The organism is Micrococcus lacusdianchii, assembly GCF_023155805.1.
In the GTDB taxonomy this organism is placed as follows: domain Bacteria; phylum Actinomycetota; class Actinomycetes; order Actinomycetales; family Micrococcaceae; genus Micrococcus; species Micrococcus lacusdianchii.
In genome coordinates this window covers 106,569-130,949 of record NZ_JAKNUW010000007.1, presented here as the reverse complement: position 1 = coordinate 130,949, position 24,381 = coordinate 106,569, and the positions used below count along the sequence as shown (strand labels likewise).

Here is a 24,381-nt window from a genome sequence, read left to right as displayed (position 1 = left end):
CGCGGCCACCGCGAGGCGCAGGGCGACGGCGCCCCACGCGCCCTCGGCCGCGGCCGCCCCGGCGGCCAGGCCGGCGCCGAACGGGCTCCACGCGGCGGCACGCGCCAGGAGCGGGCCGAGCCACAGCAGGTCCTCGACCGACTCCATCACCCGCAGGAGTGCCACGCCGCCGAGCATGAGGGGCACGAGCACCACGAGGGACAGCGCCTCGCGCACCCGGCGCCGACCCGTGAACGAGGTCAGCAGCCCCGTGACGCCGTAGCCGAGCGCCACCGCCGTCACCGCGGAGAGCACCGCCCCCACGGCCCCGGCGGCGAGCGCGGCGGGGGTGTCCCACCAGGAGGCCGCCGTGCCCAGCAGCACGAGCAGCGTCAGGGCGCCGACCGGCGTCGTGAACGTGGAGGCGAGCAGACCCGCCACCAGCGTGCGCGCGGGGACGGGGAAGAGCACGAAGCTGGCAGGATCCAGGGTGGCGTCCACGCCGGTGACCAGGGGCGGCAGCACCGTCCACAGGAGCACGACGGCGGAGCCGACCAGCACCGTGACGATCCCCCGCGTGGCGGTGTCCAGCTCGGGCATGCCCATGACCAGGCCGACGACGACGAAGGCCGACAGGGCGGTGAAGTAGAGGGCGCCGATCACGGAGAACACGAGGGTCAGCGTGGACTTCCGCCACCCGTTGACGGTGAGCGCCCAGCGCAGGCGGGTCAGGGTCAGAGCCACGCCAACCCCTCCCCGGTGTGGCGGCCGCCGACGAGGTCGACGAAGCGCTCCTCGAGGTCGCGGCCGGCGCGGACCTCTTCGAGGGTGCCGGCCGCGCGCAGGACGCCGTCGGAGATCACGGCGACGTGGGAGCACATGCGCTGCACCAGGTCCATCACGTGACTCGAGACGATCACGGTGCCGCCGCGGCCCACGTAGTCGTGCAGGATGTCGCGGATGTTGGCGGCGGAGACGGGGTCCACGGCCTCGAACGGCTCGTCCAGGACCAGGACGTCCGGAGCGTGCACCAGAGCGGCGGCCAGGGTGACCTTCTTGGTCATGCCGGCCGAGTAGTCGACCACCAGCTTCCGCCCGGCGTCCTCGAGGTCCATGACCCGCAGCAGGTCCGCGGTGCGCTCGTCCACCACGGCCCGGTCGAGCCCGTGCAGGAGGCCCGCGTAGGTGATCAGCTGGGCGCCGGTGAGCCGGTCGAAGGTGCGCACGCCGTCTGCGAGGACGCCCACGCGGGACTTCGCCGCGAGCGGGTCCGCCCACACGTCCACGCCGTGCAGCCATACACGCCCGGCGTCGGGCCGGAGCATGCCGGTGGCCATGGACAGGGCCGTGGTCTTGCCGGCGCCGTTGGGGCCCACCACGCCGTAGAACGAGCCTGCGGGGACCTCGAGGTCGAGCCCCGCGAGGGCCACCCGCTCTCCGTAGCGCTTGGCGAGCCCCCGGGTGACGAGGGCGAGGTCCGGGTCCGGGGAGTCCTGTGCACGCATGCACAACACGGTACCCAGTCCGCTGTGCCGGGGGCCTCCCCCGTACGGGGGAGATCCACGGCAGGCCGTCCCCACCGCGGGCGACCCGGACCGCGCCTGCTCAGAACAGAGCGGCGGCGAGCTTCCGGCGGGAGGCCTGCACGCGCGGGTCGTCCCCGCCCACCACGGTGTAGAGCTCCACCAGGTGGGCCCGCGCGGCGTCCCGGTCCTCGCCCGGGTGCGCCGCCACGAACCGCACCAGGCGGGTGAAGGCGTCCTCCACATGGCCGCCGAGCACGTCCAGGTCCGCCACGGCGGTCTGGGCGGCGACGTCGTCCGGGGCCTCGGCCGCTGCGGTGCGCACCGCGGCGGCGTCGGCGTCCTGGGTCCGCAGCATCAGCTGGGCCGCCGCCAGCCCCTGCCGGGCGACGTCGTCCGCGGGGCTCTCGTCCAGGGCAGCCTGCCACGCCGCCACCGCCCCGGGCAGGTCGCCGGCCGCCAGCGCCTCGTGCGCGGGCCGGTGCCGGGCCGGCACGGCGGGGGCCGCGGGAGCGGCGTCGTCGTCGGCGGCACGGGCGGGGGCGATCGCGGGCACCCGGCCCGCCACCCCGCTCTGCCGCGCCACCTCGAGGATCTCCCCCACGAGCCGGCGCAGCGTCTCCTCGGGCACGGCCTGGTTCACGAGCGGCACCGGCTGGCCGGCGACGACGGCCAGCACCGCCGGCCCGGCCCCGAGGCCGAAGGTCTGGAGCACGCTCGGATCAGCCCGGACGTCGAACCGGGCCAGCACGAGGGCGCCGGCCGCCCCGTCGACGGCGTCCGCGAACTGCGTGGACAGGGCCTCGGAGACCTCGTCCCCGGGCACGTGCAGGTGGAACAGCACCGGCACCTGCGCCGAGAGCTGCACGAGCTGCTGCAGGAGCGACGGGTCGGCGTCGAGGATCACCCACGAGCCGCCCTCGGCGCCGTGCGGGGCCCCCGGAGCGTTCGACGCCGGAGCGCCCGCGGACACGGCGGGGTCGGCGGCGGGCTGCGGCGTGCGCAGGGCGGACAGGTCCACCGCGCCGCGCAGCGAGGGGGCCGAAGGGGGCTGAGTGGTCACGAGGAGCTCCTTGTCTCTCGGGAGGCGATGTCTCGGGCCCCGGGCGGGCGAGGCGCCTGCATGCGGGCCCGGTCCCGGGTCACCACGGTAGTCCCCCGCGCCGCCGGTCACCCGCGGCGTGCGCGGGCCCCTCGCGTAGTCTGGCGCCGTGCAGCCAGGTCAGCGCCCCACCAGCTCCGCTTCGCGCTCCGCCGCGCCGTCCGAGGACACCGTCGCCCGCGCCCCCGGGTCGACGGCGGCCCCCCGCCCGGAGCCCGCGGCCCCGGACCCGGCGACCACGCAGGTCCCGCCGGCCCCGGTGTCGATGGACGGCCCGGCCCCGTCCCGCCCGGGCACCCGCCCGACGGGCCTGTCGGCGCGCCTGGGGCGACGGCTGCGCTGGGGCGGGCTCGCACGTCGTCGCGACACCACATGGCTGCCCGCCGAGCCCGCGGACGACCCCACGGCCCCACCGCCGGCCGAGGACACCCCCGTCGTGACCGTCCGCGCCCCCGTGGCGACGGGGTTCCTGCTGGCCACCGGGGTGATGCTCGCGCTGAGCGTGGTGTGGGTGCTGCAGACCAACGGCCAGCTGCTCGTGTGGATCGCCGCCGCCCTGTTCATCGCCCTCGGCCTCGACCCGGTGGTGCGGCGCATCGAGCGCTGGGGCGCGCCCCGATGGGCGGGGGTCCTCGCCGCGGCGCTGGGCCTGGCGGCCGTGGCCGGCGCGATCGTGGCCCTGCTCGTGCCGACGGTCGTGGAGCAGTCGACCCAGCTCGTGACCGGCCTGCCCGCGACGGTCGCGGACGTCATGGGGACCCCGTGGTTCCAGCAGCTCGACCGCCAGTTCCAGATCCGGGACGCCGTGAACCAGCAGGTCGAGGGGATCACCTCGGACGGCGCCGCCCTGTTCGGCGACCTGGTCGCGCTCGGCCAGACGTTGCTGAACGGTGCGTTCTCGGTGCTGATCGTCGTCGTGCTCTCCCTGTACTTCCTCGCCTCCCTGCCGCACGTGAAGTCCTGGGTGTACCGCATGGCGCCGCGCTCGAAGCGCGGGCGGGTCGAGGTGCTCGGCGAGGAGATCAGCTCGTCCGTGGGCTATTACGTGATGGGACAGACGGTGGTGGCGGTGCTCAACGGCACGGTCGCCTTCCTGGCGATGTCGATCGCCGGCACGCCGTTCGCAGTGCTCCTGGCGTTCGCCGCCGCGATCCTCGCCTTCATCCCGCTCGTCGGCGCGGTCATCGGCGGCACACTGCTGACCCTGATGAGCCTGCTGGAGTCGTGGCAGACCGCGGCCCTGTTCGCCGCGATCTACTTCCTCTACCTGCAGGTCGAGGCGTACGTCGTCTCCCCCCGTGTCATGGCCCGCGCCGTGGCGGTGCCCGCATCGGTGGCCGTGATCGCCGTGATCGCCGGCGGCGCGCTGCTCGGCCCCCTGGGCGCCATCATGGGCATCCCGACGGCGGCGGCGATCCTGCTCCTGGTCCGCGAGGTCTTCATCCCGCGCCAGGACGAGCGCTGACCCCGGCCCCTCAGCGGGAGGCGCGGGTGCGCCAGCACACCGGATGCCAGTGCCGACGGTCCGCCCCGGCGTCCTCGTCGCCCATGATCCAGTCGGAGCGCCACGCCACCAGGTGCGCCTGGCCCTGGCGGATGGTCCGTCCGCAGCCCGGGCACGTGTAGTCCTTCACGGCTCGCCAGGCGGGGATGTCACGGACGTGCCAGCCGCCGTCGCCGCCCGTCTGGTGCGAGTACCCGCTGTCCCAGCCCAGGGCCTGCTCGAGCGGGTCGGCGCGGCCGGGACCGAGGCGGGACCGGCGCGGCGTGCCGCCGTCCGCGCGCCCCCCGCGGCGCGGGGCCGAGGGGCGGCGGGGGCGGTTCGACCGGGGCATGCCACCCATGCTGGCACACGGGCCGCGCTGCGCCCCGCCCCTAGACTGGGGCGGTGCGTCTCGTCATCGCCCGCTGCTCCGTCACCTACGAGGGCCGCCTCAACGCCCACCTGCCCACCGCCATGCGCCTGCTCATGGTCAAGGCGGACGGCTCCGTCCTGGTGCACTCCGACGGCGGCTCCTACAAGCCCCTGAACTGGATGTCCCCGCCAGCCACGCTGCACGTGGAGGAGCCCTCCGAGGAGCAGGCCGCGCAGGGCGTCACCCAGGTGTGGCGGGTGCAGGCGAAGAAGTCGGACGACCGGCTCACCGTGCTCCTCGAGGAGGTCCTCTCGGACACCAGCCACGAGCTCGGCGTGGACCCCGGGCTCGTGAAGGACGGCGTCGAGGCGGACCTGCAGCGCCTCCTCGCCGAGCAGATCGGCCTGCTCGGCGAGGGGCACACCCTCGTGCGACGCGAGTACATGACGGCGATCGGCCCGGTCGACATCCTCGCCAAGGGCCCGGGCGGACACACGGTGGCGGTGGAGCTCAAGCGCCGCGGGGACATCGACGGCGTCGAGCAGCTCACCCGGTACCTCGAACTCATGAACCGCGATCCACTGCTGGCGCCGGTCACCGGCGTGTTCGCGGCCCAACAGATCAAGCCGCAGGCCCGCACCCTCGCCGAGGACCGCGGCATCCGCTGCGTCACCCTGGACTACGACGCGATGCGCGGCGTGGACGATGCCGAGTCCCGCCTGTTCTGAGCCGCCCGTCGAGCTGGCCGCGGCCACGGCTCCCCTCGTGGGCCCGGACCCCGGGGCGGACCCCGTCCCGTGGACGGCGGTGTGGACGGAGGACGGGGCCGGCGACGTCCTCGTCTGGTCCGGTCCCGCGGACCGGGCACCTCGCGCGCTGGTGGGCCGTGCCCGCCCCGTGCCCGCTCTGCGGCTGAGCGCGACTCTGATGGACCATCACGTCCACGGCGGCATGGGCGTGGACGCCGCCACCTCCACCCCGGACGCGGTGGCCCGATGGCTGCGGTCCCAGCGGGCCGCCGGCGTGGGCCTGACGCTGGCCTCCCTGCCGGCCCTGGGCCCGGGCGCGCTGGCCGAGGCCCTCGATCGACTGCGTGCACCCTGGCAGCGGGGGCTGCTGGCCGGAGTGCACCTCGAGGGGCCGTACCTCTCCCCCGCCCGCGCGGGCGCCCACGCCCCGGAGGTGCTGTGCCCACCGGCCTCCGCGGCTGGTCGCCGGATCCGGGCCGTGATCGATGCCGCCCCGGCCGGGCTGATCCGCACCCTCACCCTGGCCCCCGAACTGCCCGGGGCCGTGGAGCTCGCGGCGGACCTCGCCCGCGCCGGCACAGTGGTGTGCCTGGGGCACACCGATACGGGCGGAGCGGCCGTGGGCGCCGCGCTCGACGCCGTCGAGGCCGCCCGGAGCGCGAGCGCCCCCACCCCCGTGGTGACGCACCTGTTCAACGCCATGCGCCCCTTCCACCACCGCGACCCGGGGCCCCTCCCCGCGCTCCTGGCCGCCGCCCGTCAGGGCCGGGCGCGCGTGGAGCTGATCGCCGACGGCGTGCACGTGGCCGACGAGGTGCTGGCCGGGCTGCTCGCGGACCCCGGGCTGGCCCCCCGGGTCATGCTGGTCTCCGACGCCGTGGCCGCCACCGGCGCCCCGCCCGGCACACGGCACCGCCTGGGCGCCGTGCGCGTGCGCTCCGCGGCTGACGCGCCCCGGCTCGACACCGGCGGCTCCCCCGCCCTGGCCGGCGGTGCGGTCGGCCTGCCGGAGGCCGTGGGGCGGCTGCTGGCCGCCGGGCTGCCGCCCGACGCGGTGCTGCGTGCCGCGGTGCACGTGCCACGGTCCTCCCTGGAGACGGAGAAGCACGCCGTCCCGGAGGACGACGTGCTGGTGTGGTCCGCCGAGGGGCGGGTGCGCGTTCTCACCGTTCCGGAGGGGGCCCGGCGAACCGGATGACCCCTGGCCGGGCTCGGCCCTCAGGCGCGGCCCGGCGGATGCCACCAGGAGTGCCCGGCCTGGGAGGGACCGGACTCGGACCACGCACGGAGCGCGCCGGCGACGGCGTCGTCCACCTCGACAGTCACCGCGGCGCCGACGCCACCGGTGGCGCCGATCTCCAGCCGGGAGCGACCGGCGGTCCCCGCCGGCGCCCGGCTGATCTCGAGGTCCCAGCGACGCGCCGACCAGCACGTCCGCTCGGGGAGCCACCGCGACGCGAGGGACAGACGATCCTCCCCATAGCGACCCACCACCCGGCGAGGCCGGCCGTCATCGCCCACGAGGACGCCGTCGAACGCCCCCGGAGACGCCACGAGGGTCCGGTGCCGCAACCACGCGGCGAGCACCAGCAGTGCGAGCACTGCTGGTGCCGCCACGAGGAGCAGCACCGGACCCTCCATGATCGAACCGTCGGTCCGCCGCGTCAGGCCGCGGCGCCGTCCAGCTGGGCGGCGCTGGCCGCGATCACCACGCGGTCGTGGTCCACGGAGAGGAAGCCTCCCTGGGCCTGCGCGGTGACGGTCCCGCCGTCGGTGGTCCGGACGACGACCTCGCCGTCGCCGAGCACGGCGAGCATCGGGGTGTGGCCGGGAAGGATGCCGATCTCGCCGTTGATCGTGCGCGCCGAGATGGCGGACGCCGACCCGGACCAGATGGCCTTCTCCTCGGAGACGATCTCCACTGCGAGCTCAGCCATGGATCAGCCCTCGGCCTGGATCTTGGCCCACTCGCGCTCGACATCGTCCAGGCCGCCCACGTTGTAGAAGGCCTGCTCGGCGACGTGGTCCAGGTCGCCGTCGGCGATGGCCTTGAAGCCCTCGACGGTGTCCTTGACCGGCACGGTGGAGCCCTCGACGCCGGTGAACTGCTTGGCGGTGTAGGTGTTCTGCGAGAGGAACTGCTCGATCTTGCGGGCGCGGCCCACGGTGATCTTGTCCTCCTCCGAGAGCTCGTCCACGCCGAGGATCGCGATGATGTCCTGCAGCTCCTTGTTCTTCTGGAGGATCTGCTTCACGCGGATGGCGGTGTCGTAGTGGTCCTGGCCCACGTACTGCGGGTCGAGGATGCGCGAGGTCGACGCCAGCGGATCCACGGCCGGGTACAGACCGCGGGACGCGAGGTCACGGGTCAGGTTGGTCGTGGCGTCCAGGTGGGCGAACACATTGGCCGGGGCCGGGTCCGTGTAGTCGTCCGCGGGGACGTAGACGGCCTGCATCGAGGTGATGGAGTGGCCGCGGGTCGAGGTGATGCGCTCCTGGAGCACACCCATCTCGTCCGCCAGGTTCGGCTGGTAGCCCACGGCGGAGGGCATGCGGCCCAGCAGGGTCGAGACCTCGGAGCCGGCCTGGGAGAACCGGAAGATGTTGTCGATGAACAGCAGCACGTCCTGGTTCTGCACATCGCGGAAGTACTCCGCCATGGTCAGCGCGGACAGGGCCACGCGCAGACGCGTTCCCGGCGGCTCGTCCATCTGGCCGAACACGAGGGCGGTGTCCTTGAGGACGTCCGCCTCGTCCATCTCGACCCAGAGGTCGTTGCCCTCACGGGTGCGTTCGCCCACGCCGGCGAACACGGAGGTGCCGCCGAAGTTGCGGGCGACGCGGGTGATCATCTCCTGGATGAGCACGGTCTTGCCCACGCCGGCGCCGCCGAACAGGCCGATCTTGCCGCCCTTGATGTACGGGGTCAGCAGGTCGATGACCTTGATGCCGGTCTCGAGCATCTCCGTGGAGCCCTCGAGGGAGGCGAAGTTCGGCGCGGGCCGGTGGATCGGCCAGCGCTCCTCGACGCCCAGCTCGGAGATCGGCATGTCCAGGCTCTCGCCGAGCACGTTGAAGATGTGGCCCTTGACCACATCGCCCACGGGCACGGAGATCGGGGCGCCGGTGTCCTGCACGTCGGCGCCGCGGACGAGGCCGTCGGTCGACTGCAGCGAGATGGCGCGCACCATGTTGTCGCCGAGGTGCTGGGCGACCTCGAAGGTGATGGTCCGGGTCTGGCCGGCGAGCGTGACCTGCGTGGTCAGCGCGTTGTAGACCTCCGGCATGGCGTTCGCCGGGAACTCGGCGTCGATCACGGGGCCGATGACGCGGGCGACGCGCCCGGTGGCGCCGGCGGTCGGTGCCGCGCCCTGGTCGGTGAAGGTGGCAGTCATCTCTCTCACTTCTATCGTGTGTGGATGGCGGGTCGGATGAGTCGAAGGGCTCAGGAGTTGTTGAGCGCGTCCGCGCCCGCGATGAGCTCGGTGAGCTCCTGGGTGATCTCCGCCTGACGGGCGTTGTTCATCAGGAGCGTGTACTCCTTGATGAGGCTCGTGGCGTTGTCACCGGCCGACTTCATGGCCCGCTGACGGTTGGCCAGCTCGGAGGCGGCCGACTGGAGCATGGCGTTGAAGATGCGCGACTCGATGTACTTCGGCAGCAGCGCGTCGAGGACCTCCTCCGCGTCCGGCTCGAACTCGTAGAGCGGGAGGACGTCCTCGGCGGTCGCCGGGGCCTCCTCCACGACCTCGAGCGGCAGGAGCCGGATGACGCGCGGGGTCTGCTTCACGAGCGACTCAAACTCGGTGAAGACGACGTGGATCTCGTCCACGCCGCCCGCCGCGGTGTCCGTGAGGAAGGCGTCCACGAGGGTGCGGCCGATCTCCTCGGCGCGCTCGGCCGTCGGGGCGTCCGTCTGCCCCGTCCAGAGGTCGGCGTACTCGCGGCCGCGGAAGTCGAAGTACGTCTGGGCCTTGCGGCCCAGCACGTAGACGTCCACGTCCTTGCCCTCCTCGGCGAGGGCGATGAGCAGCTGCTCGGCCTTGCGCAGGACGTTGGCGGAGTACGCGCCGGCCAGGCCGCGGTCGGAGGACATGATGAGCACGGCGGCCCGCGTGGGGTTCACCGGCTCGGTGGTCAGCACGTGCTCGATGTCGTGCTGGCTGGAGACGGCGCTGACGGCCCGCGTGATCGCGTTCGCGTAGGGCAGCGACTGGTTGACCCGCTCGCGTGCCTTCGTGATGCGGGACGTGGCGATCAGCTCCATCGCCTTGAAGATCTTGCGCATCGACGTCGTCGAGGCGATCTTCTGGCGGTAGACCCGGATCTGGGCTCCCATGGTGGTCCTTTCCCTGGCGGGAGGGCGGCCCGGCGTCGTCCCCGTGGGGTCCGACGCCGGACCGCTCCCTCACCGACCGTCGGTCAGCGCTTCTGCTTGGTGATCTGCTCCTGCGCGACCTGGTCCTGACCGATCGCGCGGTGCTCCTCGTGGCCGGGGGCGACGCCGTCGTGGCCGCTGCCCTGGAAGCCCTTCTTGAACTCCTCGATCTCGCGCTCCAGCGCGGCGACCGTGTCGTCCTCGAGCTTGCCGGTCGAGCCGATCGCCGCGAGGGCGACGTCCTTGCGGCGCAGGTGGTCGATGAACTCGCGCTCGAAGCGCAGCACGTCCTCCACCGGCACCTCGTCCAGGTGGCCCTTGGAGCCGGCCCAGATGGACACGACCTGCTCCTCGACCGGGTACGGCGAGTACTGCGGCTGCTTGAGCAGCTCCATCAGGCGCTCACCGCGGGCGAGCTGGCGGCGCGTGGCCGGGTCCAGGTCCGAGGCGAACATGGAGAACGCCTGCTGATCGCGGTACTGCGCCAGGTCCAGCTTCAGGGTGCCGGACACCTTCTTCATCGCCTTGACCTGCGCGGCGCCGCCGACGCGGGACACCGAGATGCCCACGTCCACGGCCGGACGCTGGTTGGCGTTGAACAGGTCCGACTGCAGGAAGATCTGGCCGTCGGTGATGGAGATGACGTTGGTCGGGATGTAGGCCGACACGTCGTTCGCCTTGGTCTCGATCAGCGGCAGGCCGGTCATCGAGCCCGCGCCCATCTCGTCCGAGAGCTTGGCGCAGCGCTCGAGGAGCCGGGAGTGGAGGTAGAAGACGTCGCCCGGGTAGGCCTCGCGTCCCGGGGGACGGCGCAGCAGCAGGGACACGGCGCGGTAGGCCTCGGCCTGCTTCGACAGGTCGTCGAAGATGATCAGGACGTGCTTGCCGCCGTACATCCAGTGCTGGCCGATGGCCGAGCCGGCGTAGGGGGCGAGGTACTTGAAGCCGGCCGGGTCGGAGGCCGGGGAGGCCACGATCGTGGTGTACTCCAGGGCGCCGTGCTCCTCGAGGGTCGCGCGGACGCCGGCGATCGTGGAGGCCTTCTGGCCCACGGCCACGTAGACGCAGCGGACCTGCTTGTCCACGTCGCCCGACTCCCAGTTCGCCTTCTGGTTGAGGATGGTGTCCACGGCGATGGCCGTCTTGCCGGTCTGGCGGTCACCGATGATCAGCTGGCGCTGGCCGCGGCCGATCGGGATCATGGCGTCGATCGCCTTGATGCCGGTCTGCAGCGGCTCGTGCACCGACTTGCGCTGGGTCACGGTGGGCGCCTGCAGCTCGAGGGCGCGGCGGCCCTCGGCCTCGATCGGGCCCATGTCGTCCAGCGGCTGGCCCAGCGGGTCCACGACGCGGCCCAGGAAGCCGTCGCCCACGGGCACGGAGAGGATCTCCCCCGTGCGCTGGACCTCCATGCCCTCGCGGATCTCCTGGAACTCGCCGAGCACCACGACGCCGATCTCACGGGCGTCGAGGTTCTGGGCCAGGCCGAGGATGCCGTTCTCGAAGCGCAACAGCTCGTTCGCCATGACGGAGGGGAGGCCCTCCACCCGGGCGATGCCGTCCGCCGCGGAGATGACGCGGCCCACCTCGGTGCGCTCGGTGTCCGACGGTTCGTACGATGCCGCGAAGTCGTTCAAGGCATCGCGGACATCGTCGGCGTTGATGGTCAGTTCGGCCATCTGCAGTCCCTGCTCTCTGTGCTTGGTGATCATCGACGTGACGATGATGCGGTTGTTCGTGGATGGGCCGTGGGCGCCCTGGCCGGCAACCGCCGGTCAGGCCGCCATGCGGCGCTGGAGGTCGTTGAGCCGGCTGGCCATGGACCCGTCGACGACGTCGTCCCCGACCTGCACGCGGATGCCCCCCACCACGGAGGGGTCCACGGTCACGTCGAGCACGAGGTCCCGGCCGAAGGCCCGGCGCAGGCCCGCGGCGAGCCGCTCCTGCTGACCGGCATCGAGCGGACGGGCGACCGTCACCTCGGCGATCCACTGGCGCTGGCGCTCCGCCACGACGTCCGCGTGCTGACGCACCGCGGCGACGGGCTTGACGCCACGCGGGGAGGTCACCGCGCGCTCGACGAGCAGACGGCCGGCCTCGGAGGCCTGCGGCCCCAGGAGGCGCGCGGCCAGCTGCGCCCGCGCGGAGGCGGGGGCGCGCTGATCGGTCAGCGCGCGCTGCACGTCGTGCGACTCCTCCGCCACGCGGTTGAAGGCCAGGAGCTCCCCCGAGAGGGCGGCCAGGCCGTCATGCCCGCCACGGGCCGCCTCGCCGGCGGCCGCGTGGGCGGCCGCCGTCTCGAGGGCGTCCCCGAAGTCACGCTCGGTCGACCAGCGCCGACCGGCGAGGTCCTTGAGGACCCGCAGCGCACCGGGGCCCACGCGGCTGCCGAACAGGGAGTCCACGACGCCGGAACGACGCTCGGTGCTCCAGGCGGGGTCCGTGAGGGCACGCCGCAGCCCGCCCTGCTGGTCCACGACGTCCAGCGCCGCGAACAGCTCGCGCGCCAGGGCGACGCCGCCCTCGTCCAGCACCGTTCCGACCTCCTCCAGGGAGGCCGCCAGCGAGTCCCTTGAAGCGCCGGTGGTCATTCGGACACACCTGCGCTCTGGTGCCGGTCGAGGTCAGCGAGGAAGCGGTCCACCACGCGCTGGGAGCGGGCGTCGTCCTCGAGGGACTCGCCCACGATCCTGCTCGCCAGGGTCGTGGCCAGCGTGCCGACCTCGCCCTTGAGCTGCGCGGCGGCCTGGGCGCGGTCCGCGGCGATCTGGGCCTGGGCCTGCTCCGTGATGCGCGCCGACTCGGACGCGGCGCGCTCGCGCGCCTCGGCCACGATCTGGGCGCCCTCGGTGCGGGCCTCCTCGCGGATGCGGTTGGCCTCCTGGCGGGCGTCCGCCAGCTGGCTCTCGTAGTCCGCCATCATCGCGTTCGCCTCGGCCTGGGCCTTCTCGGCCTTGGCGAGACCGCCCTCGATCGCCTCGACGCGGTCCGTGTAGGACTTCTCGAGGGCCGGGACGATGAACTTCACGACGATGAACATCAGCACGGCGAAGCCCACCGTGGTGACGAGGATCTCCCACGGGTTCGGGATCAGGGGGTTGGCCCCCTCCGCCGCCGCGAGGATCAGTCCGTTGCTGATCATCTTCTAACCATCCTTCGATCGGGTGTCCTGTCAGGCGTGGGCCGGGCCGCCGCGGACACGGCGGCCGGCCCTGGCACGGACAGGATCAGTTGATGACGAAGGCGAAGACCAGGCCGAGGATGGCGAGGGCCTCGGCGAGCGCGAAGCCCAGGAGGGCGATCGGCTGCAGGATGCGCTGGGCCTCGGGCTGACGGGCGACGCCGTTGATGTAGGCGGCGAAGATGAGGCCCACGCCGATCGCGGAGCCGATGGCGGCGAGGCCGTAGCCGATCATGTTGAGGGAGCCGGAGATTTCCATGGTGCTTCCTTTCACGGGGCCGGGTGGTCCGGCCGGTTGGGGGAGGAGGTCCTCCCGGAGTGGTTCCTCCGTGCGGAGGGCCGGGAAGTCTGGTGACGGCGTGGCCGTCGGACCCGTCACCGCCGGCCGGGGCCGGCGGCGCGGGGAGATCAGTGGTCGTTCGCGTCGATCGCGCCCTGGATGTACAGGGCCGTCAGGAGCGTGAAGACGAAGGCCTGCAGGTACATGAGCAGGATCTCGAGCAGGTACAGGGCCACGGAGGCGAGGATCACGAGGACGCCGGTGCCCGCCAGGAGCGGGTTGCCGGTCTGGGTGATCAGGAACGCGGCGCCGGCGCCGGCGAGCATCACGATCATGTGTCCGGCGAGCATCACGGCCATCAGTCGCAGGGAGTGGGTCAGCGGACGCACGATGAAGTTGGAGATGATCTCCAGCGGCACGAGCAGCGGCAGGATCCAGCCGGGGACGCCGGAGGGCACGACGGCGAGCTTGAGGTACTTCGGTCCATGGTGCTTGAGGCCCACGCCGATCCAGATCGCGTACACGATCAGGGCGATCGCATAGGCGGAGCCGGCGTGGGAGAAGGAGGGCAGCTGGATCAGCGGGATCGCGCCGAAGAGGTTGTTCACGAGGACGAAGAAGAAGATCGCGAACAGCAGCGGGACCCACCGCATGAAGTTCTTCTCCCCCATCACGTCCCGGCCGATGCCGTTGCGCACGAACGCGTAGCCGGACTCCGCGAGCCACTGGGCCCTGCCGGGGACGAGCTGCGGACGGCGCATGGCCCACGCGAAGAACGCCGTGATGAGGACGACGGAGAGCAGCACCAGCAGCATCTGCTTGCCGAAGCCCGTCCCGTAGTGGGCGCCCCACGGCAGGAGATCCGGCAGGTGGGCGTCCGAGACGGACGGGGGCACGAATTCTGCGTTGGCCAGCACGAGGGGTAGCACGCGGGTCCTCTCCGAAGTGGTGCGCCGACGACCGGGTGCCCCGGCTCGGACACGCGTGGCCCCACAGCGGTGCGGGGCGGGCGGGATGAGGTCACGGAGCGGCACGCGGTGCCGTGGATGTGTTCGCTGTAGACGATATCAAACGGGGGAGGCCCTCCATACCGCGCTCACCCGCTTGACGGCGCGGTCGCGGCCGGGTCTCAGGGGCCGTAGACGGAGCGGCGGGTCCGAGCGAAGACGAGCACCTCAGCGACCTGCCACACGCCCACCGCGGCGAGCGCTCCGGCGGCGGTCGGGAGGACCTCGGCCCAGGACGGCGGCGGCACCGCCGCGAGCAGCATGGCATACAGCGCCAGCTTGGCCACGAGAGCCCCCATGGCCAGCGGCAGGGCGAGGTCGCGGGCATGGTCCCACGCGAGGGCCGTCGTCGCCCCCGTCAGGGCCGAGAGGACCAGGACCACTCCCCCGCCGAGGAGGGCCGAGAACGCCGCGGCGGACCCGTGGAGCAGACCGGCGGCACCCGTCACCATGAGCACGGCCACCGCGGTCGCGCCCGCGCTCCAGCGCAGGATCCCCCACCACCCGGCGCGGTTCTCCCAGCGCCGGCGGCGACGGCGGCCAGCCCCGCCGGAAGCGATCTCACGGCCGCTCATGACGTCCTCCTGATCCGGTCCCGTCCGGCTGTCCGCCCTCCTCGGGTCGGCGGTGCCGCAGCAGCGGGCGCAGGGTGACCCATGTCGCCGTGACCAGCACGAGCGCCCCCACGGGCAGCGCGGCGGCCGTGTGCACGAAGTTCAGTGACAGGGTGCCCCACGCCACGACGAACGCCCACAGCCACAGGACAGCGACGGCCTGCGGCTGGGTGAAGCCGCCGTCCACGAGCCGGTGGTGCAGATGGCCGCGGTCCGCGGTGAACGGGCTCGCACCCCGGGCGGTGCGGCGCAGGACCGAGATCACGAGATCCGCGAGCGGCAGGGCCACCACGGCCACGGGCAGCAGCACGGGCATGTAAGCCGGGACGTTCCGGAAGCGGAAGCCCTCGAGCGCGCTGAGGTCGGCAGTGACGGCCACCGCCGCCGCGGAGAGCAGCAGCCCCAGCAAGAGGGCCCCGCACTCCCCCATGAACACCGTGGCCGGGTGCCGGTTGTACGGGAGGAAGCCGGCACACGCCCCGATCAGCAGCGCCATCAGCAGCGTGGCGAGGTTCGAGTAGTCGAACTGGTGGATGGTGCGCGTCAGCAGGTACGTGTAGACGAAGAACGCGGAGCCCCCGATCAGGGCGATCCCCGCCGCGAGGCCGTCCAGGCCGTCCACGAAGTTGATCGCGTTCATCGTCAGGACCACGACGAACACCGTCAGCAGGATCTGCATGGTCTCGCTGCCCACCGGGACCCACCCCACGGGCATGGCCTCGATGCGGATGCCCCCCAGTGCCACGGCGAGGGCGGCGGCGCACTGGCCCACGAGCTTGGCCCACCAGGGCAGGTCCACGAGGTCGTCCACGGCGCCCACCACGAGGACGACGGCCAGCGCCGCCAGGAGGCCGTGCACGGGTGTCAGGTCCGTGAAGATGCCCGAGAAGAAGGGCACCGTTCCTGCCAGGGCCAGCCCGATGAGGACGGCCGCCAGCATCGCCACGCCGCCGAACTTCGGGACGGGCCGGCCGTGCACGTCCCGGTCGCGCAGCGGCGTCCACGCGCCGACGCGCCGCCCGACCTCCCGCAGGAGCGGGGTCAGCGACACGCAGGCGAGCGTCGTGACGAGCACGACCAGGAGGTAGGCACGCATGGCGGGCCGGTCAGCGCTCCCCGGGGTCCGGGTCGGTCAGCGCCGCCGGCACCGGCGGCTCCTCCCCCTCGGCCAGCAGGTCCGGGACGACCTCGCGGAGCTCCTCGAGCGGCACCGCGCCCTGGCGCGCCACCCGGAACGGCGTGACGGTGCAGTCCACGATCGTGGACGGGGCGCGCGAGGCCCGCTCCCCGCCGTCGAGGTAGAGGCCCACGGACTCGCCGAGCATCTCCTCGGCCGCCCGGGCCGTGGTGGCGGCGGGCATGCCCGTGCGGTTGGCGCTCGAGACGGCCATCGGGCCCACGGCGTAGAGCAGCTCCCGGGTGGCCGGGTCGGCCGGCACACGGAGGGCCACGGTCCCCCGCGTCTCCCCGAGGTCCCACGTGAGGGTGGGCTGAGACTTGAGGATCAGGGTGAGCGCGCCGGGCCAGAAGCGGCGGGCGAGCTCCTCGGCCTCGTCCGGGACGTCGTACGCGAGGCCCGCCATGACGGAGCGGTCGGAGATCAGGACGGGCGGGGGCATGGTGCGTCCACGGCCCTTCGCCGCCAGCAGGACGGCCACGGCCAGCGGGGAGAACGCGTCGGCGCCGATGCCGTAGACGGTGTCCGTCGGCAGGACCACGCAGCCGCGGTCGGCCAGGACGGCGCGGGCGCGCTCGATCGCACCGCTCAGGTCGGAGGGGTCGGAGACGTCGATGAACTCACTCACGGGGCCATTGTCCCATCCGCCTCGGCCGCGTCCGCCGCCGGGGCCCGGCGCGCCGCCAGGAATCGGTCACGGCCGGTGGGGTCGGGCAAGACGCGCACGTCCGTGAACGTGCCCGCGGCCCTGGCGGCGGCCGACAGCTCCGTCCCCTGCGTCTCGTGGTGCTCCATCAGCACGGAGCCGCCCGGGCGCAGCAGGACGGCGGCCCGCCGCAGGATCCCCAGCGGCATCACCAGTCCTCGCTCGCCGCCCCCGTACAGGGCGAGGGGCGGATCGCGGCGCGCCTCCTCCTGCACGGGGACCTCGGCGTCGGGAACGTAGGGCGGATTGGACAGGACGAGGTCGACGGATCCTGCGAGGTCCTCCCCCGCGACAAGGGCGTCCCCCTGTCGCAGGGCGACCCCCTGGGGCGTCAGATTGCGTTCGGCCCAGCCGGCGGCGACGGGGTCGAGCTCCACCGCCGTCACCTGCGCCGGGATCCCCCGCTCCCGCAGCCCCACCGCCACGGCCGCGGCGATGGCCCCGGAACCGGTGCACAGGTCCAGGACGACGAGCGGCCTCCGCCCCTGCCGCGCCCGGACGGCTCCCCGCCGCAGGGCCTCGTCCACGAGCGTCTCGGTCTCCGGCCGCGGCACGAACACCCCGGGACCCACGGCCAGGTCGAGGCCGTGGAAGGGGGCGGCGCCGGTCACGTGCTGGAGCGGCTCCCGCGCCGCGCGTCGGCCCACGAGCGCCGCGAACTCCTCGGCCTCGCCCGGTCCCGGCCGGGCGCCGGCGAGGATCCGAGCCAGGGCGGAGCCCCGGTCCTGGCCGAGCACGTGGGCCGCGAGCAGCTCGGCGTCGACGCGGGGCGCCTCCACCCCGGCTTCGGCGAGGGTCCCGACGGCGGCGCGGACCAGCCGCGACCAGTCGGCCGGCTCCGGCCGGGCCGGGCTCGGCGCGCCGCTCACACCGGCTCCTCGCCGAGCGCGGCCAGCCGGCGCTGCTCGTCGAGCTCGGTGCAGGAGGCGATCACGGCGGAGAGGTCACCGTCGAGCACAGCGTCCAGGTTGTGGGCCTTGTAGCCGGTCCGATGGTCGGCCACCCGGTTCTCCGGGAAGTTGTAGGTGCGGATCCGCTCGGCCCGATCCATCGTCCTCACCTGGGCGTGCCGGGCCGCCGCATCCTGGGCGTCCTGCTCCTCGCGCCGTCGTTGCAGCAGCCGCGAGCGCAGCACCCGCATCGCGGCCTCCCGGTTCTGGATCTGGGACTTCTCGTTCTGCATGGACACGACGATCCCCGTGGGCAGGTGCGTCAGACGGACCGCCGAGTCCGTGGTGTTGACGGACTGGCCGCCCGGGCCCGAGGAGCGGAAGACGTCCACCTTCACCTCGTTCGGGTCGAGGGGCACCTCGTCCGGCTCGTCCACCTCGGGGAGCACCAGGACGCCGGCCGCGGAGGTGTGGATGCGGCCCTGGGACTCCGTGACCGGCACGCGCTGGACGCGGTGGACGCCGCCCTCGTACTTCAGGGCCGCGTACACCCCCTGGGACGGGTCCGTGCCGGAGCCCCGGACCGCGACCTGCGCGTCCTTGACCCCGCCCAGGTCCGACGGCGTGCTCGAGAGCACCTCGGTGCGCCAGCCCCGCGACTCCGCGTAGCGCAGGTACATCCGCAGCAGGTCCCCGGCGAACAGTGCGGCCTCCTCACCGCCCTCACCGCCCTTGACCTCGAGGATCACGTCCCGGCCGTCGTCGGGGTCGCGCGGGATGAGCACCCGGCGCAGGCGCTCGGCCGCCTGGTCCACCGCGGCCTCCAGGGCCGGCAGCTCGGCCGCGAAGGCCTCCCCGTCCTCCCCCGGTGCCGCGGCGAGCTCGCGGGCGTCGTCACGGTCGGCGACGGCGGCGGTCCACGCCTCGTGGGCGGCCACCACCTGCCCGAGCTCGGCGTAGCGCCGGCCGACCCGCCGCGCGCGGCCGGCGTCGGCGTGCACGGCGGGGTCGGAGAGCTGCCGGGCGAGATCCCGGTGCTCGGCGATCAGACGGTCGACCGAGTCGAACACGTCGGCACCTCCCTGGTGGTGGGTCTCAGACGGGAGCGGCCCCGCCCCCGGACCGTGGGGTCCGGCGGCGGGGCCGCGAGCGGGACGGGTCAGTCCTCGCCCTTGGCGCCCAGCGTGGTCTTGGAGACCAGCATGAGGAACTCCGCGTTGGAGGCGGTGTCCTTGATCTTGTTGGTCAGCAGCTCGAGCGCCTGCTGCGTGTCCAGGCCCGAGAGCACGCGACGCAGCTTCCACATGATCTTGACCTCCTCGGCGGAGAGCAGGACCTCCTCACGGCGGGTGCCGGACGCGTTGACGTCCACGGCCGGGAAGATGCGGCGCTCGGCGAGCTGCCGGGACAGGCGCAGCTCCATGTTGCCGGTGCCCTTGAACTCCTCGAAGATCACCTCGTCCATGCGCGAGCCGGTCTCCACGAGGGCGGTGGCCAGGATCGTCAGCGAGCCGCCGTTCTCGATGTTGCGGGCTGCTCCGAAGAACTTCTTCGGCGGGTACAGCGCCGCCGAGTCCACGCCGCCGGAGAGGATGCGGCCCGACGCCGGGGCGGCCAGGTTGTACGCGCGGCCCAGACGGGTCATGGAGTCCAGCAGCACGACGACGTCGCGGCCCATCTCCACGAGGCGCTTGGCGCGCTCGATGGCGAGCTCGGCCACCGTGGTGTGGTCGTCCGCGGGGCGGTCGAAGGTCGAGGCGATGACCTCGCCGGCCACCGAGCGCTGCATGTCGGTGACCTCCTCGGGGCGCTCGTCCACGAGCACCATCATGAGGTGGACCTCGGGGTTGTTCTGCGTGATCGCGTTGGCGATCGACTGCAGGATCATCGTCTTGCCCGCCTTGGGCGGCGAGACGATCAGGCCGCGCTGGCCCTTGCCGATCGGGCTGACCAGGTCGATCACGCGGGGGCCCACGAGCTTGTGGTCCGTCTCCAGGCGCAGGCGCTCCGTGGGGTACAGCGGCACGAGCTTGTTGAACTCGACGCGCTGCGGGCTCTCCTCGGCGGGCTGGCCGTTGACGGTGGTCACCTTCGCCAGGGCATTGAACTTCTGGTTGCGTCCGGAGCCGGTGTGCGGCTTCTCGCCCTCGCGCGGAGCGCGGATGGCGCCGACGACGGCGTCGCCCTTGCGCAGGCCGAAGCGCTTCACCATGGCCAGGGAGACGTAGACGTCCTTCTCCCCGGGCAGGTATCCGGACGTGCGGACGAAGGCGTAGTTGTCCAGCACGTCGAGGATGCCGGCCACGGGCTGCAGGACGTCGTCCTCGGTCAGCTCGGTGTCGTCCACCTCGGGACCGCGGGTGCGGCGGTTGCGGCCGCGCTCGTTGCGGTTGCGACGGTTCCGGCGGCCGCGGCCGCCCTCGTCGTCGCGGTCGTCCCGGCGCGGGCGCCCGCCGCGGTCGTTCCGGTCGGACTTCTCGCCGCGGTCGGACTTCTCGCCGCGGTCGGACTTCTCGCCGCGATCGGCCCCGTCGCCACGGTCCGACCGGTCGTCCTCACGGCCGCCGCGGTCGTCGCCGCGCTCGCCGGAGCGTCCCCGCTGGCGGCTGCGCCCGTGACCCTCACCGGAGCGGTCGTCCTCGCCCGTGGCGTCGTCGTCGGACCGATCGACCCGGGGCTCGGGGGCGGCGCCGTTCTGGGCGGAGTCCTCCTGGCCGCGCTCGGCCCGCTGGTCCTCGGAGCGGTCCCCGCCGCGACGGCGGCGCGAACGGCCGGAGCCGGACTCGCCCTCGCCGGAGCGCTCGCCGCGGCCGCCGGAACGGCGGTCCTGGGCGGAGTCCTCCTGGGCTCGCCCGGGCTCCTGTTCCGCGGCCGGCTCCTCCCGGTCGGCCGGGGCGGCCAGCTCGGCCACGGCCCCGTCGGAGTCGGCGCGGCGGGAGCGCCGGCGGCCACGGGGCTGCGCGGCGTCCTCGGCGGGAGCGGACTCCTCGGCCTGCGGCGCCGGGGCCTGGCGGGCGGCGGCCTCACGGTCGGCGACGGAGCCGCCACGCTGGTGGTCCGAGATGGCGGCCACGAGGTCCGTCTTGCGCATGCGCGAGCCGCCCTTGATGCCGAGCTGGGCGGCGAGCGCCTGGAGCTGGGCCAGCTTGAGGGAGGCGAGGCCGCCCCCGGCCGTGGTGGGCTGTTCGGTGGATTCGGTCACGAAGGTTCCTTCTCCCTCGTCAGCAGCCCGGCGGCGCGTCACGCGCGGCGGGCTGGGATGTGAACCCGGCCGGGACGCACAGTGGCGTCCCTGAGGACCGGAAGGTCTGGTCTTCCCTGATGACTCGGCGCCTCCCCGGCTCGCGCGCAGTCACTGCGTGGCGGAGCGGAGGCGCCGGAACTCGACCGGGCCGGGAAGCGGTGACGCTCCGCGCGAGACATGCCGTGCGCGGGTCACCGGGCCGACGGCGTGCGGTGCGGGACCGGCTGGTCACCGTCCGTGCCGGTCCGCGAGGCGGTCCGGATCAGCCGTGGTGGAGCGAGTCCACCCTAACACCCTCGGTGGCCACGCCCGGGGTGAGCACGCGCCAGGCCGTCCCGTCCTCGGCGGTGAGCCTCGCCACCGCGTCGACGGCGCGACGCGCGGCCACCGCATCCGGGGCGAGGACGAGCACGGTGGGACCGGCGCCGGAGACCACCGCGGCATGCCCGGCCGCGCGGAGCCGGGCCATCAGCGCGGCGGAGGACGGCATGGCCTCCGCACGCGCATCCTGGTGGAGGCGGTCCCGGGTGGCCGGCAGGAGCAGGTCCGGGCGCGCGGTGAGGGCGAGCGTGAGCAGCGCGGCGCGTCCGGCCTGTTCGGCGGCCACGGCGTGGGCCACGGACTCGGGCAGCACGGAGCGGGCGGTGCGCGTGGACAGGGTGGCGTCCGGGACCGCGACGACGGGGGTGACGTCCGGGTGCAGGGCCAGCGGGGCGGTGGCCCAGCCGCGGCCGTCCTCGCGAGCCCATGAGACGGTGGCGCCGCCGACGAGGGCGGGGGCGACGTTGTCCGGATGCCCCTCGCGTCGAGCGGTGGCGTCGAGCAGCTCGGCCGTGCCGAGGCGCTCCGCCACCGGCAGCAGCCCTTCGGCGCCGAGGACCGCGGTCACCACGGCCGCGGCGGAGGACCCGAGGCCGCGGGCATGCGGGATGCGGTTCACCGCGCGCAGGGCCAGGCCCGGGGCGCGGAACCCGCGGCGGGTGAGGTGGGCGTGCGCGAGCCGCAGGATCAGGTGGTCCCCGTCCGTGGGCAGGGCGTCCGCCCCCTCCCCCTCGACACGGGCCGTGTCCGGTCCGTCGACGACGACGAGCTCCACCTCGTCCCGCAGGTCGAGGGCCAGACCCATGGCGTCGAAGCCGGGGCCGAGGTTCGCGGACGTGGCCGGGGCCGCCACACGGACGGCCGTCCCGGGGATCAGGTCTCGGATCTCGCGCACGGGATCAGGCCAGCCCGAGGGCCTCGGCCACGGTCACCACGTCGAACGGCACCGAGCGCGGGGAGATCTCGTCGCCGTCGGCGTTCTTCAGGGCCCACTGGGGGTCCTTGAGGCCGTGGCCGGTGACCGTGATGACCCACGTCTTGCCCTCGGGGACGTTCCCGGCCGCGTGGTGCTTGATCAGGCCGGCGACGCCCGCGGCGGACGCCGGCTCCACGAACACGCCCTCCTTCGAGGACAGCCAGCGGTGGGCGTCGAGGATCTCCTCGTCGGTGACGGAGTCGATCATGCCGCCGGAGGCGTCCCGGGCGGCCGTGGCGAGGTCCCACGAGGCGGGGTTGCCGATCCGGATGGCGGTGGCGATGGTGTCCGGCTCGGTGACCGGGTGGCCCAGCACGATCGGCGCGGCGCCCGCGGCCTGGAAGCCCCACATGACCGGGGTCCTCGTGGCCACCGCCGGCAGCTCCTCGTCCGAGGTGCCCGGGTGCGGGTTCACGTACGGCCGGGCGTACTCCTGGTAGCCCTTCCAGTAGCCGGTGATGTTGCCGGCGTTGCCCACGGGCAGCAGGTGGTAGTCCGGGGCGTCGCCGAGGGTGTCCACGACCTCGAACGCGCCGGTCTTCTGTCCCTCGATGCGGGCCGGGTTCACGGAGTTCACGAGGAACACGGGGTAGTTCTCGGAGAGCTTGCGCGCGATGTCGAGGCAGTCGTCGAAGTTGCCCTGCACCTGGAGGATCTCGGCGCCGTGGGCCACGGCCTGGGACATCTTGCCCAGCGAGATCTTGCCCTCCGGCACCAGCACGGCGCAGGTCAGGCCGGCCTGCGCCGCGTAGGCGGCGGCGGAGGCGGAGGTGTTCCCCGTGGAGGCGCACACCACGGCCTCGGCACCGTTCTCCACGGCGGCGGTGATGGCCATGGTCATGCCGCGGTCCTTGAAGGACCCGGTGGGGTTCATGCCCTCGAACTTGACGTACACGTCCCCCCGGACCAGCTCGGACAGGTGCGGAGCGCGGATGAGGGGGGTGCCGCCCTCGCCGAGGGTGACCACACGGGTGTCCTCGGTGACGGGCAGACGGTCGGCGTACTCGCGGATGACGCCGCGCCAGACGTGGGCCATGGGTCAGTTCCCTTCGACTCGGAGGACGGACGCCACCTCGTGCACGGCGTCCAGGGCGGTGAGGTCGGCCACGACCGCGTTGAGGTCGCGCTGCCGGGCCCGGTGGGTGATCAGGCGCAGGGACGCGCCGGGGGCGTCGTCGTCGTCGCCCTGGACCTGACGCAGCGTCTCGATGGAGACGCCGTGGTCCTCGAAGACCCCGGCCACGCGGCGCAGGACGCCGGGCTGGTCGTCGACGCGCAGGACCACCAGGGACGAGGTACGCGCCTCGGCCGGGTCGAGGGCGGGCAGGGCGGCGACGGGGGTGCGCAGTCGGGCAGGACCGCCGCGGACGATGCGCTGGGCGATCGCGACGACGTCGCCCATCACGGCCGATGCGGTGGGGGCGCCGCCGGCGCCGGGACCGTAGAACATCAGCTCGCCGGCGTTCTCGGCTTCGACGAACACGGCGTTGAACGCGCCGCGGACGGAGGCCAGCGGGTGCTCGCGCGGGATGAGCGTGGGATGCACGCGCAGCACGGCGCCCTGCGTGCCGTCCTCGGCGGTACCGCGCTCGGCGATCGCCAGCAGCTTGACGACGTACCCGGCGTCCGCGGCGGCGGCGTTGTCCTCGGCCGTGATCCCCGTGATGCCCTCCACGGACACCTGGTCCAGCGTGTAGACGGATCCGAAGGCCAGGGTGGCCAGGATGGCCGCCTTCGCGGCCGCGTCCAGGCCCCCGACGTCGGCGGTGGGGTCCGCCTCCGCGTAGCCCAGGCGCTGGGCCTCGGCGAGGGCCTCCTCGAAGGAGGCGCCCTGCGAGTCCATGCGGTCGAGGATGAAGTTGGTGGTGCCGTTGGCGATGCCCATGACGCGGTGCACGGTGTCCCCGGAGAGGGAGTCGCGCAGCGGGCGGAGGATCGGGATGGCCCCGGCCACGGACGCCTCGAAGCTCAGCTGCGCCCCCGTGCGGGAGGCGGCCGCGTAGAGCTCGGCGCCGTGCGCGGCCAGCAGCGCCTTGTTGCCGGTGACCACGGCGATGCCGGCCTCGAGGGCCCGCAGGATCAGGGAGCGGGCCGGTTCGATGCCGCCCATGAGCTCCACCACGATGTCCGCGCCGTCCACGAGCGCCTCGGCGTCCCGCGTGTACAGGGTGGGGTCCGCCTGCCAGTCGCGCTCCGCGTCCAGGGCGCGCACGGCGATGCCGCCGAGCGACAGGGGGGCGCCCACGCGGTCGTGGAGCGCGGCGGCGTCCTCGGTGAGGATCCGCGCCACCTGGGACCCCACGGTGCCGCCGCCGAGCAGAGCCACGGTGAGGCCCTCGGGGGCGGGGGCGACGTCCTGCGCGGCGGGTGCGGTGAGCTCGGGCATGGTCCTCCGTGG

The 24,381-nt window shown here is 73.7% G+C and carries 24 protein-coding genes and 1 pseudogene; 3 read left to right on the top strand and 22 right to left on the bottom strand.

Annotation, left to right across the window (positions count from 1 at the left end; all coding sequences use genetic code 11):
- The 3 genes and pseudogenes from MA879_RS06435 to MA879_RS06425 form a co-directional block, all read right to left on the bottom strand.
- Positions 1-723 (bottom strand): annotated as a pseudogene (locus MA879_RS06435) (Tat (twin-arginine translocation) pathway signal sequence); the annotation flags it as partial.
- A complete protein-coding gene (locus MA879_RS06430; RefSeq protein WP_248124214.1) occupies positions 714-1,484 on the bottom strand; it encodes an ABC transporter ATP-binding protein in 771 nt (256 codons plus the stop codon). The gene MA879_RS06430 and the pseudogene MA879_RS06435, both read right to left, overlap by 10 nt.
- Positions 1,485-1,584: 100 nt before the next feature.
- Positions 1,585-2,565 carry a co-chaperone YbbN gene (locus MA879_RS06425; protein ID WP_248124212.1) on the bottom strand — a complete coding sequence of 327 codons (981 nt, stop codon included), beginning with the start codon at positions 2,563-2,565 and terminating at the stop codon, positions 1,585-1,587.
- A 148-nt stretch (positions 2,566-2,713) separates the two neighbouring features.
- Between MA879_RS06425 and MA879_RS06420 the strand changes: the two genes are divergently transcribed.
- On the top strand, positions 2,714-4,069 hold the full coding sequence (locus tag MA879_RS06420; RefSeq protein WP_248124211.1) for an AI-2E family transporter: 1,356 nt from the start codon (positions 2,714-2,716) through the stop codon (positions 4,067-4,069).
- Positions 4,070-4,079: 10 nt separating this feature from the next.
- Here MA879_RS06420 and MA879_RS06415 read toward each other — a convergent pair whose 3' ends face one another.
- A complete protein-coding gene (locus MA879_RS06415) occupies positions 4,080-4,439 on the bottom strand; it encodes a hypothetical protein (RefSeq protein ID WP_135028199.1) in 360 nt (119 codons plus the stop codon).
- A 53-nt stretch (positions 4,440-4,492) separates the two neighbouring features.
- Between MA879_RS06415 and nucS the strand changes: the two genes are divergently transcribed.
- Together nucS and MA879_RS06405 are read left to right on the top strand one after the other, a co-directional pair.
- The gene (nucS, locus tag MA879_RS06410; RefSeq protein WP_248124209.1) at positions 4,493-5,188 is read left to right on the top strand and encodes an endonuclease NucS; all 696 of its coding nucleotides are present in this window, start codon (positions 4,493-4,495) and stop codon (positions 5,186-5,188) included.
- Positions 5,166-6,407, top strand: a complete 1,242-nt coding sequence (locus tag MA879_RS06405) for an N-acetylglucosamine-6-phosphate deacetylase (RefSeq protein WP_248124207.1) — start codon at positions 5,166-5,168, stop codon at positions 6,405-6,407. The genes nucS and MA879_RS06405 overlap by 23 nt, the downstream gene beginning before the upstream one ends.
- Before the next feature lie 20 nt (positions 6,408-6,427).
- Here the strand turns inward: MA879_RS06405 and MA879_RS06400 are convergent, their stop codons facing one another.
- The 18 genes from MA879_RS06400 to MA879_RS06315 all read right to left on the bottom strand — a co-directional run bounded on the left by MA879_RS06400 (position 6,428) and on the right by MA879_RS06315 (position 24,369).
- Positions 6,428-6,850 carry a DUF2550 domain-containing protein gene (locus MA879_RS06400; RefSeq protein ID WP_248124206.1) on the bottom strand — a complete coding sequence of 141 codons (423 nt, stop codon included), beginning with the start codon at positions 6,848-6,850 and terminating at the stop codon, positions 6,428-6,430.
- A 23-nt stretch (positions 6,851-6,873) separates the two neighbouring features.
- The gene (locus tag MA879_RS06395) at positions 6,874-7,146 is read right to left on the bottom strand and encodes a F0F1 ATP synthase subunit epsilon (protein ID WP_248124205.1); all 273 of its coding nucleotides are present in this window, start codon (positions 7,144-7,146) and stop codon (positions 6,874-6,876) included.
- 3 nt (positions 7,147-7,149) lie between these two features.
- Positions 7,150-8,604, bottom strand: a complete 1,455-nt coding sequence (atpD, locus tag MA879_RS06390) for a F0F1 ATP synthase subunit beta (protein WP_248124204.1) — start codon at positions 8,602-8,604, stop codon at positions 7,150-7,152.
- A gap of 50 nt (positions 8,605-8,654) precedes the next feature.
- Positions 8,655-9,548 carry a F0F1 ATP synthase subunit gamma gene (locus MA879_RS06385; RefSeq protein ID WP_248124203.1) on the bottom strand — a complete coding sequence of 298 codons (894 nt, stop codon included), beginning with the start codon at positions 9,546-9,548 and terminating at the stop codon, positions 8,655-8,657.
- 83 nt (positions 9,549-9,631) lie between these two features.
- Entirely contained in the window at positions 9,632-11,266 is a 1,635-nt protein-coding gene (gene atpA, locus MA879_RS06380; protein ID WP_248124237.1) for a F0F1 ATP synthase subunit alpha, read from the bottom strand.
- A gap of 96 nt (positions 11,267-11,362) precedes the next feature.
- Positions 11,363-12,178, bottom strand: coding sequence for a F0F1 ATP synthase subunit delta (locus MA879_RS06375; RefSeq protein ID WP_248124202.1), 816 nt, complete (start codon positions 12,176-12,178; stop codon positions 11,363-11,365).
- Complete coding sequence (locus MA879_RS06370) at positions 12,175-12,729, bottom strand: F0F1 ATP synthase subunit B (RefSeq protein ID WP_248124201.1); 555 nt, start codon at positions 12,727-12,729, stop codon at positions 12,175-12,177. Before MA879_RS06370 ends, MA879_RS06375 begins: the two co-directional genes overlap by 4 nt.
- 85 nt (positions 12,730-12,814) lie before the next feature.
- Positions 12,815-13,027, bottom strand: coding sequence for a F0F1 ATP synthase subunit C (locus tag MA879_RS06365; protein WP_135028225.1), 213 nt, complete (start codon positions 13,025-13,027; stop codon positions 12,815-12,817).
- Positions 13,028-13,176: 149 nt separating this feature from the next.
- Positions 13,177-13,977, bottom strand: a complete 801-nt coding sequence (gene atpB / locus MA879_RS06360) for a F0F1 ATP synthase subunit A (protein ID WP_248124200.1) — start codon at positions 13,975-13,977, stop codon at positions 13,177-13,179.
- A gap of 200 nt (positions 13,978-14,177) precedes the next feature.
- A complete protein-coding gene (locus tag MA879_RS06355) occupies positions 14,178-14,630 on the bottom strand; it encodes a hypothetical protein (protein ID WP_248124199.1) in 453 nt (150 codons plus the stop codon).
- The gene (locus MA879_RS06350) at positions 14,617-15,765 is read right to left on the bottom strand and encodes an MraY family glycosyltransferase (RefSeq protein ID WP_248124198.1); all 1,149 of its coding nucleotides are present in this window, start codon (positions 15,763-15,765) and stop codon (positions 14,617-14,619) included. Before MA879_RS06350 ends, MA879_RS06355 begins: the two co-directional genes overlap by 14 nt.
- 10 nt (positions 15,766-15,775) lie before the next feature.
- Positions 15,776-16,474, bottom strand: a complete 699-nt coding sequence (locus tag MA879_RS06345) for an L-threonylcarbamoyladenylate synthase (protein WP_248124197.1) — start codon at positions 16,472-16,474, stop codon at positions 15,776-15,778.
- Complete coding sequence (locus tag MA879_RS06340; protein WP_248124196.1) at positions 16,471-17,421, bottom strand: N5-glutamine methyltransferase family protein; 951 nt, start codon at positions 17,419-17,421, stop codon at positions 16,471-16,473. Before MA879_RS06340 ends, MA879_RS06345 begins: the two co-directional genes overlap by 4 nt.
- Positions 17,418-18,512 carry a peptide chain release factor 1 gene (gene prfA, locus MA879_RS06335; RefSeq protein WP_248124195.1) on the bottom strand — a complete coding sequence of 365 codons (1,095 nt, stop codon included), beginning with the start codon at positions 18,510-18,512 and terminating at the stop codon, positions 17,418-17,420. Before prfA ends, MA879_RS06340 begins: the two co-directional genes overlap by 4 nt.
- Before the next feature lie 89 nt (positions 18,513-18,601).
- A complete protein-coding gene (gene rho, locus MA879_RS06330; RefSeq protein WP_248124194.1) occupies positions 18,602-20,644 on the bottom strand; it encodes a transcription termination factor Rho in 2,043 nt (680 codons plus the stop codon).
- 304 nt (positions 20,645-20,948) lie between these two features.
- Positions 20,949-21,902: a homoserine kinase gene (thrB, locus tag MA879_RS06325; protein WP_248124193.1), complete on the bottom strand. Its 954-nt coding sequence runs from the start codon at positions 21,900-21,902 to the stop codon at positions 20,949-20,951.
- Between the two features lie 4 nt (positions 21,903-21,906).
- The gene (gene thrC / locus MA879_RS06320; RefSeq protein ID WP_248124192.1) at positions 21,907-23,019 is read right to left on the bottom strand and encodes a threonine synthase; all 1,113 of its coding nucleotides are present in this window, start codon (positions 23,017-23,019) and stop codon (positions 21,907-21,909) included.
- Positions 23,020-23,022: 3 nt separating this feature from the next.
- A complete protein-coding gene (locus tag MA879_RS06315; protein ID WP_248124191.1) occupies positions 23,023-24,369 on the bottom strand; it encodes a homoserine dehydrogenase in 1,347 nt (448 codons plus the stop codon).
- Between the last annotated feature and the right edge of the window lie 12 nt (positions 24,370-24,381).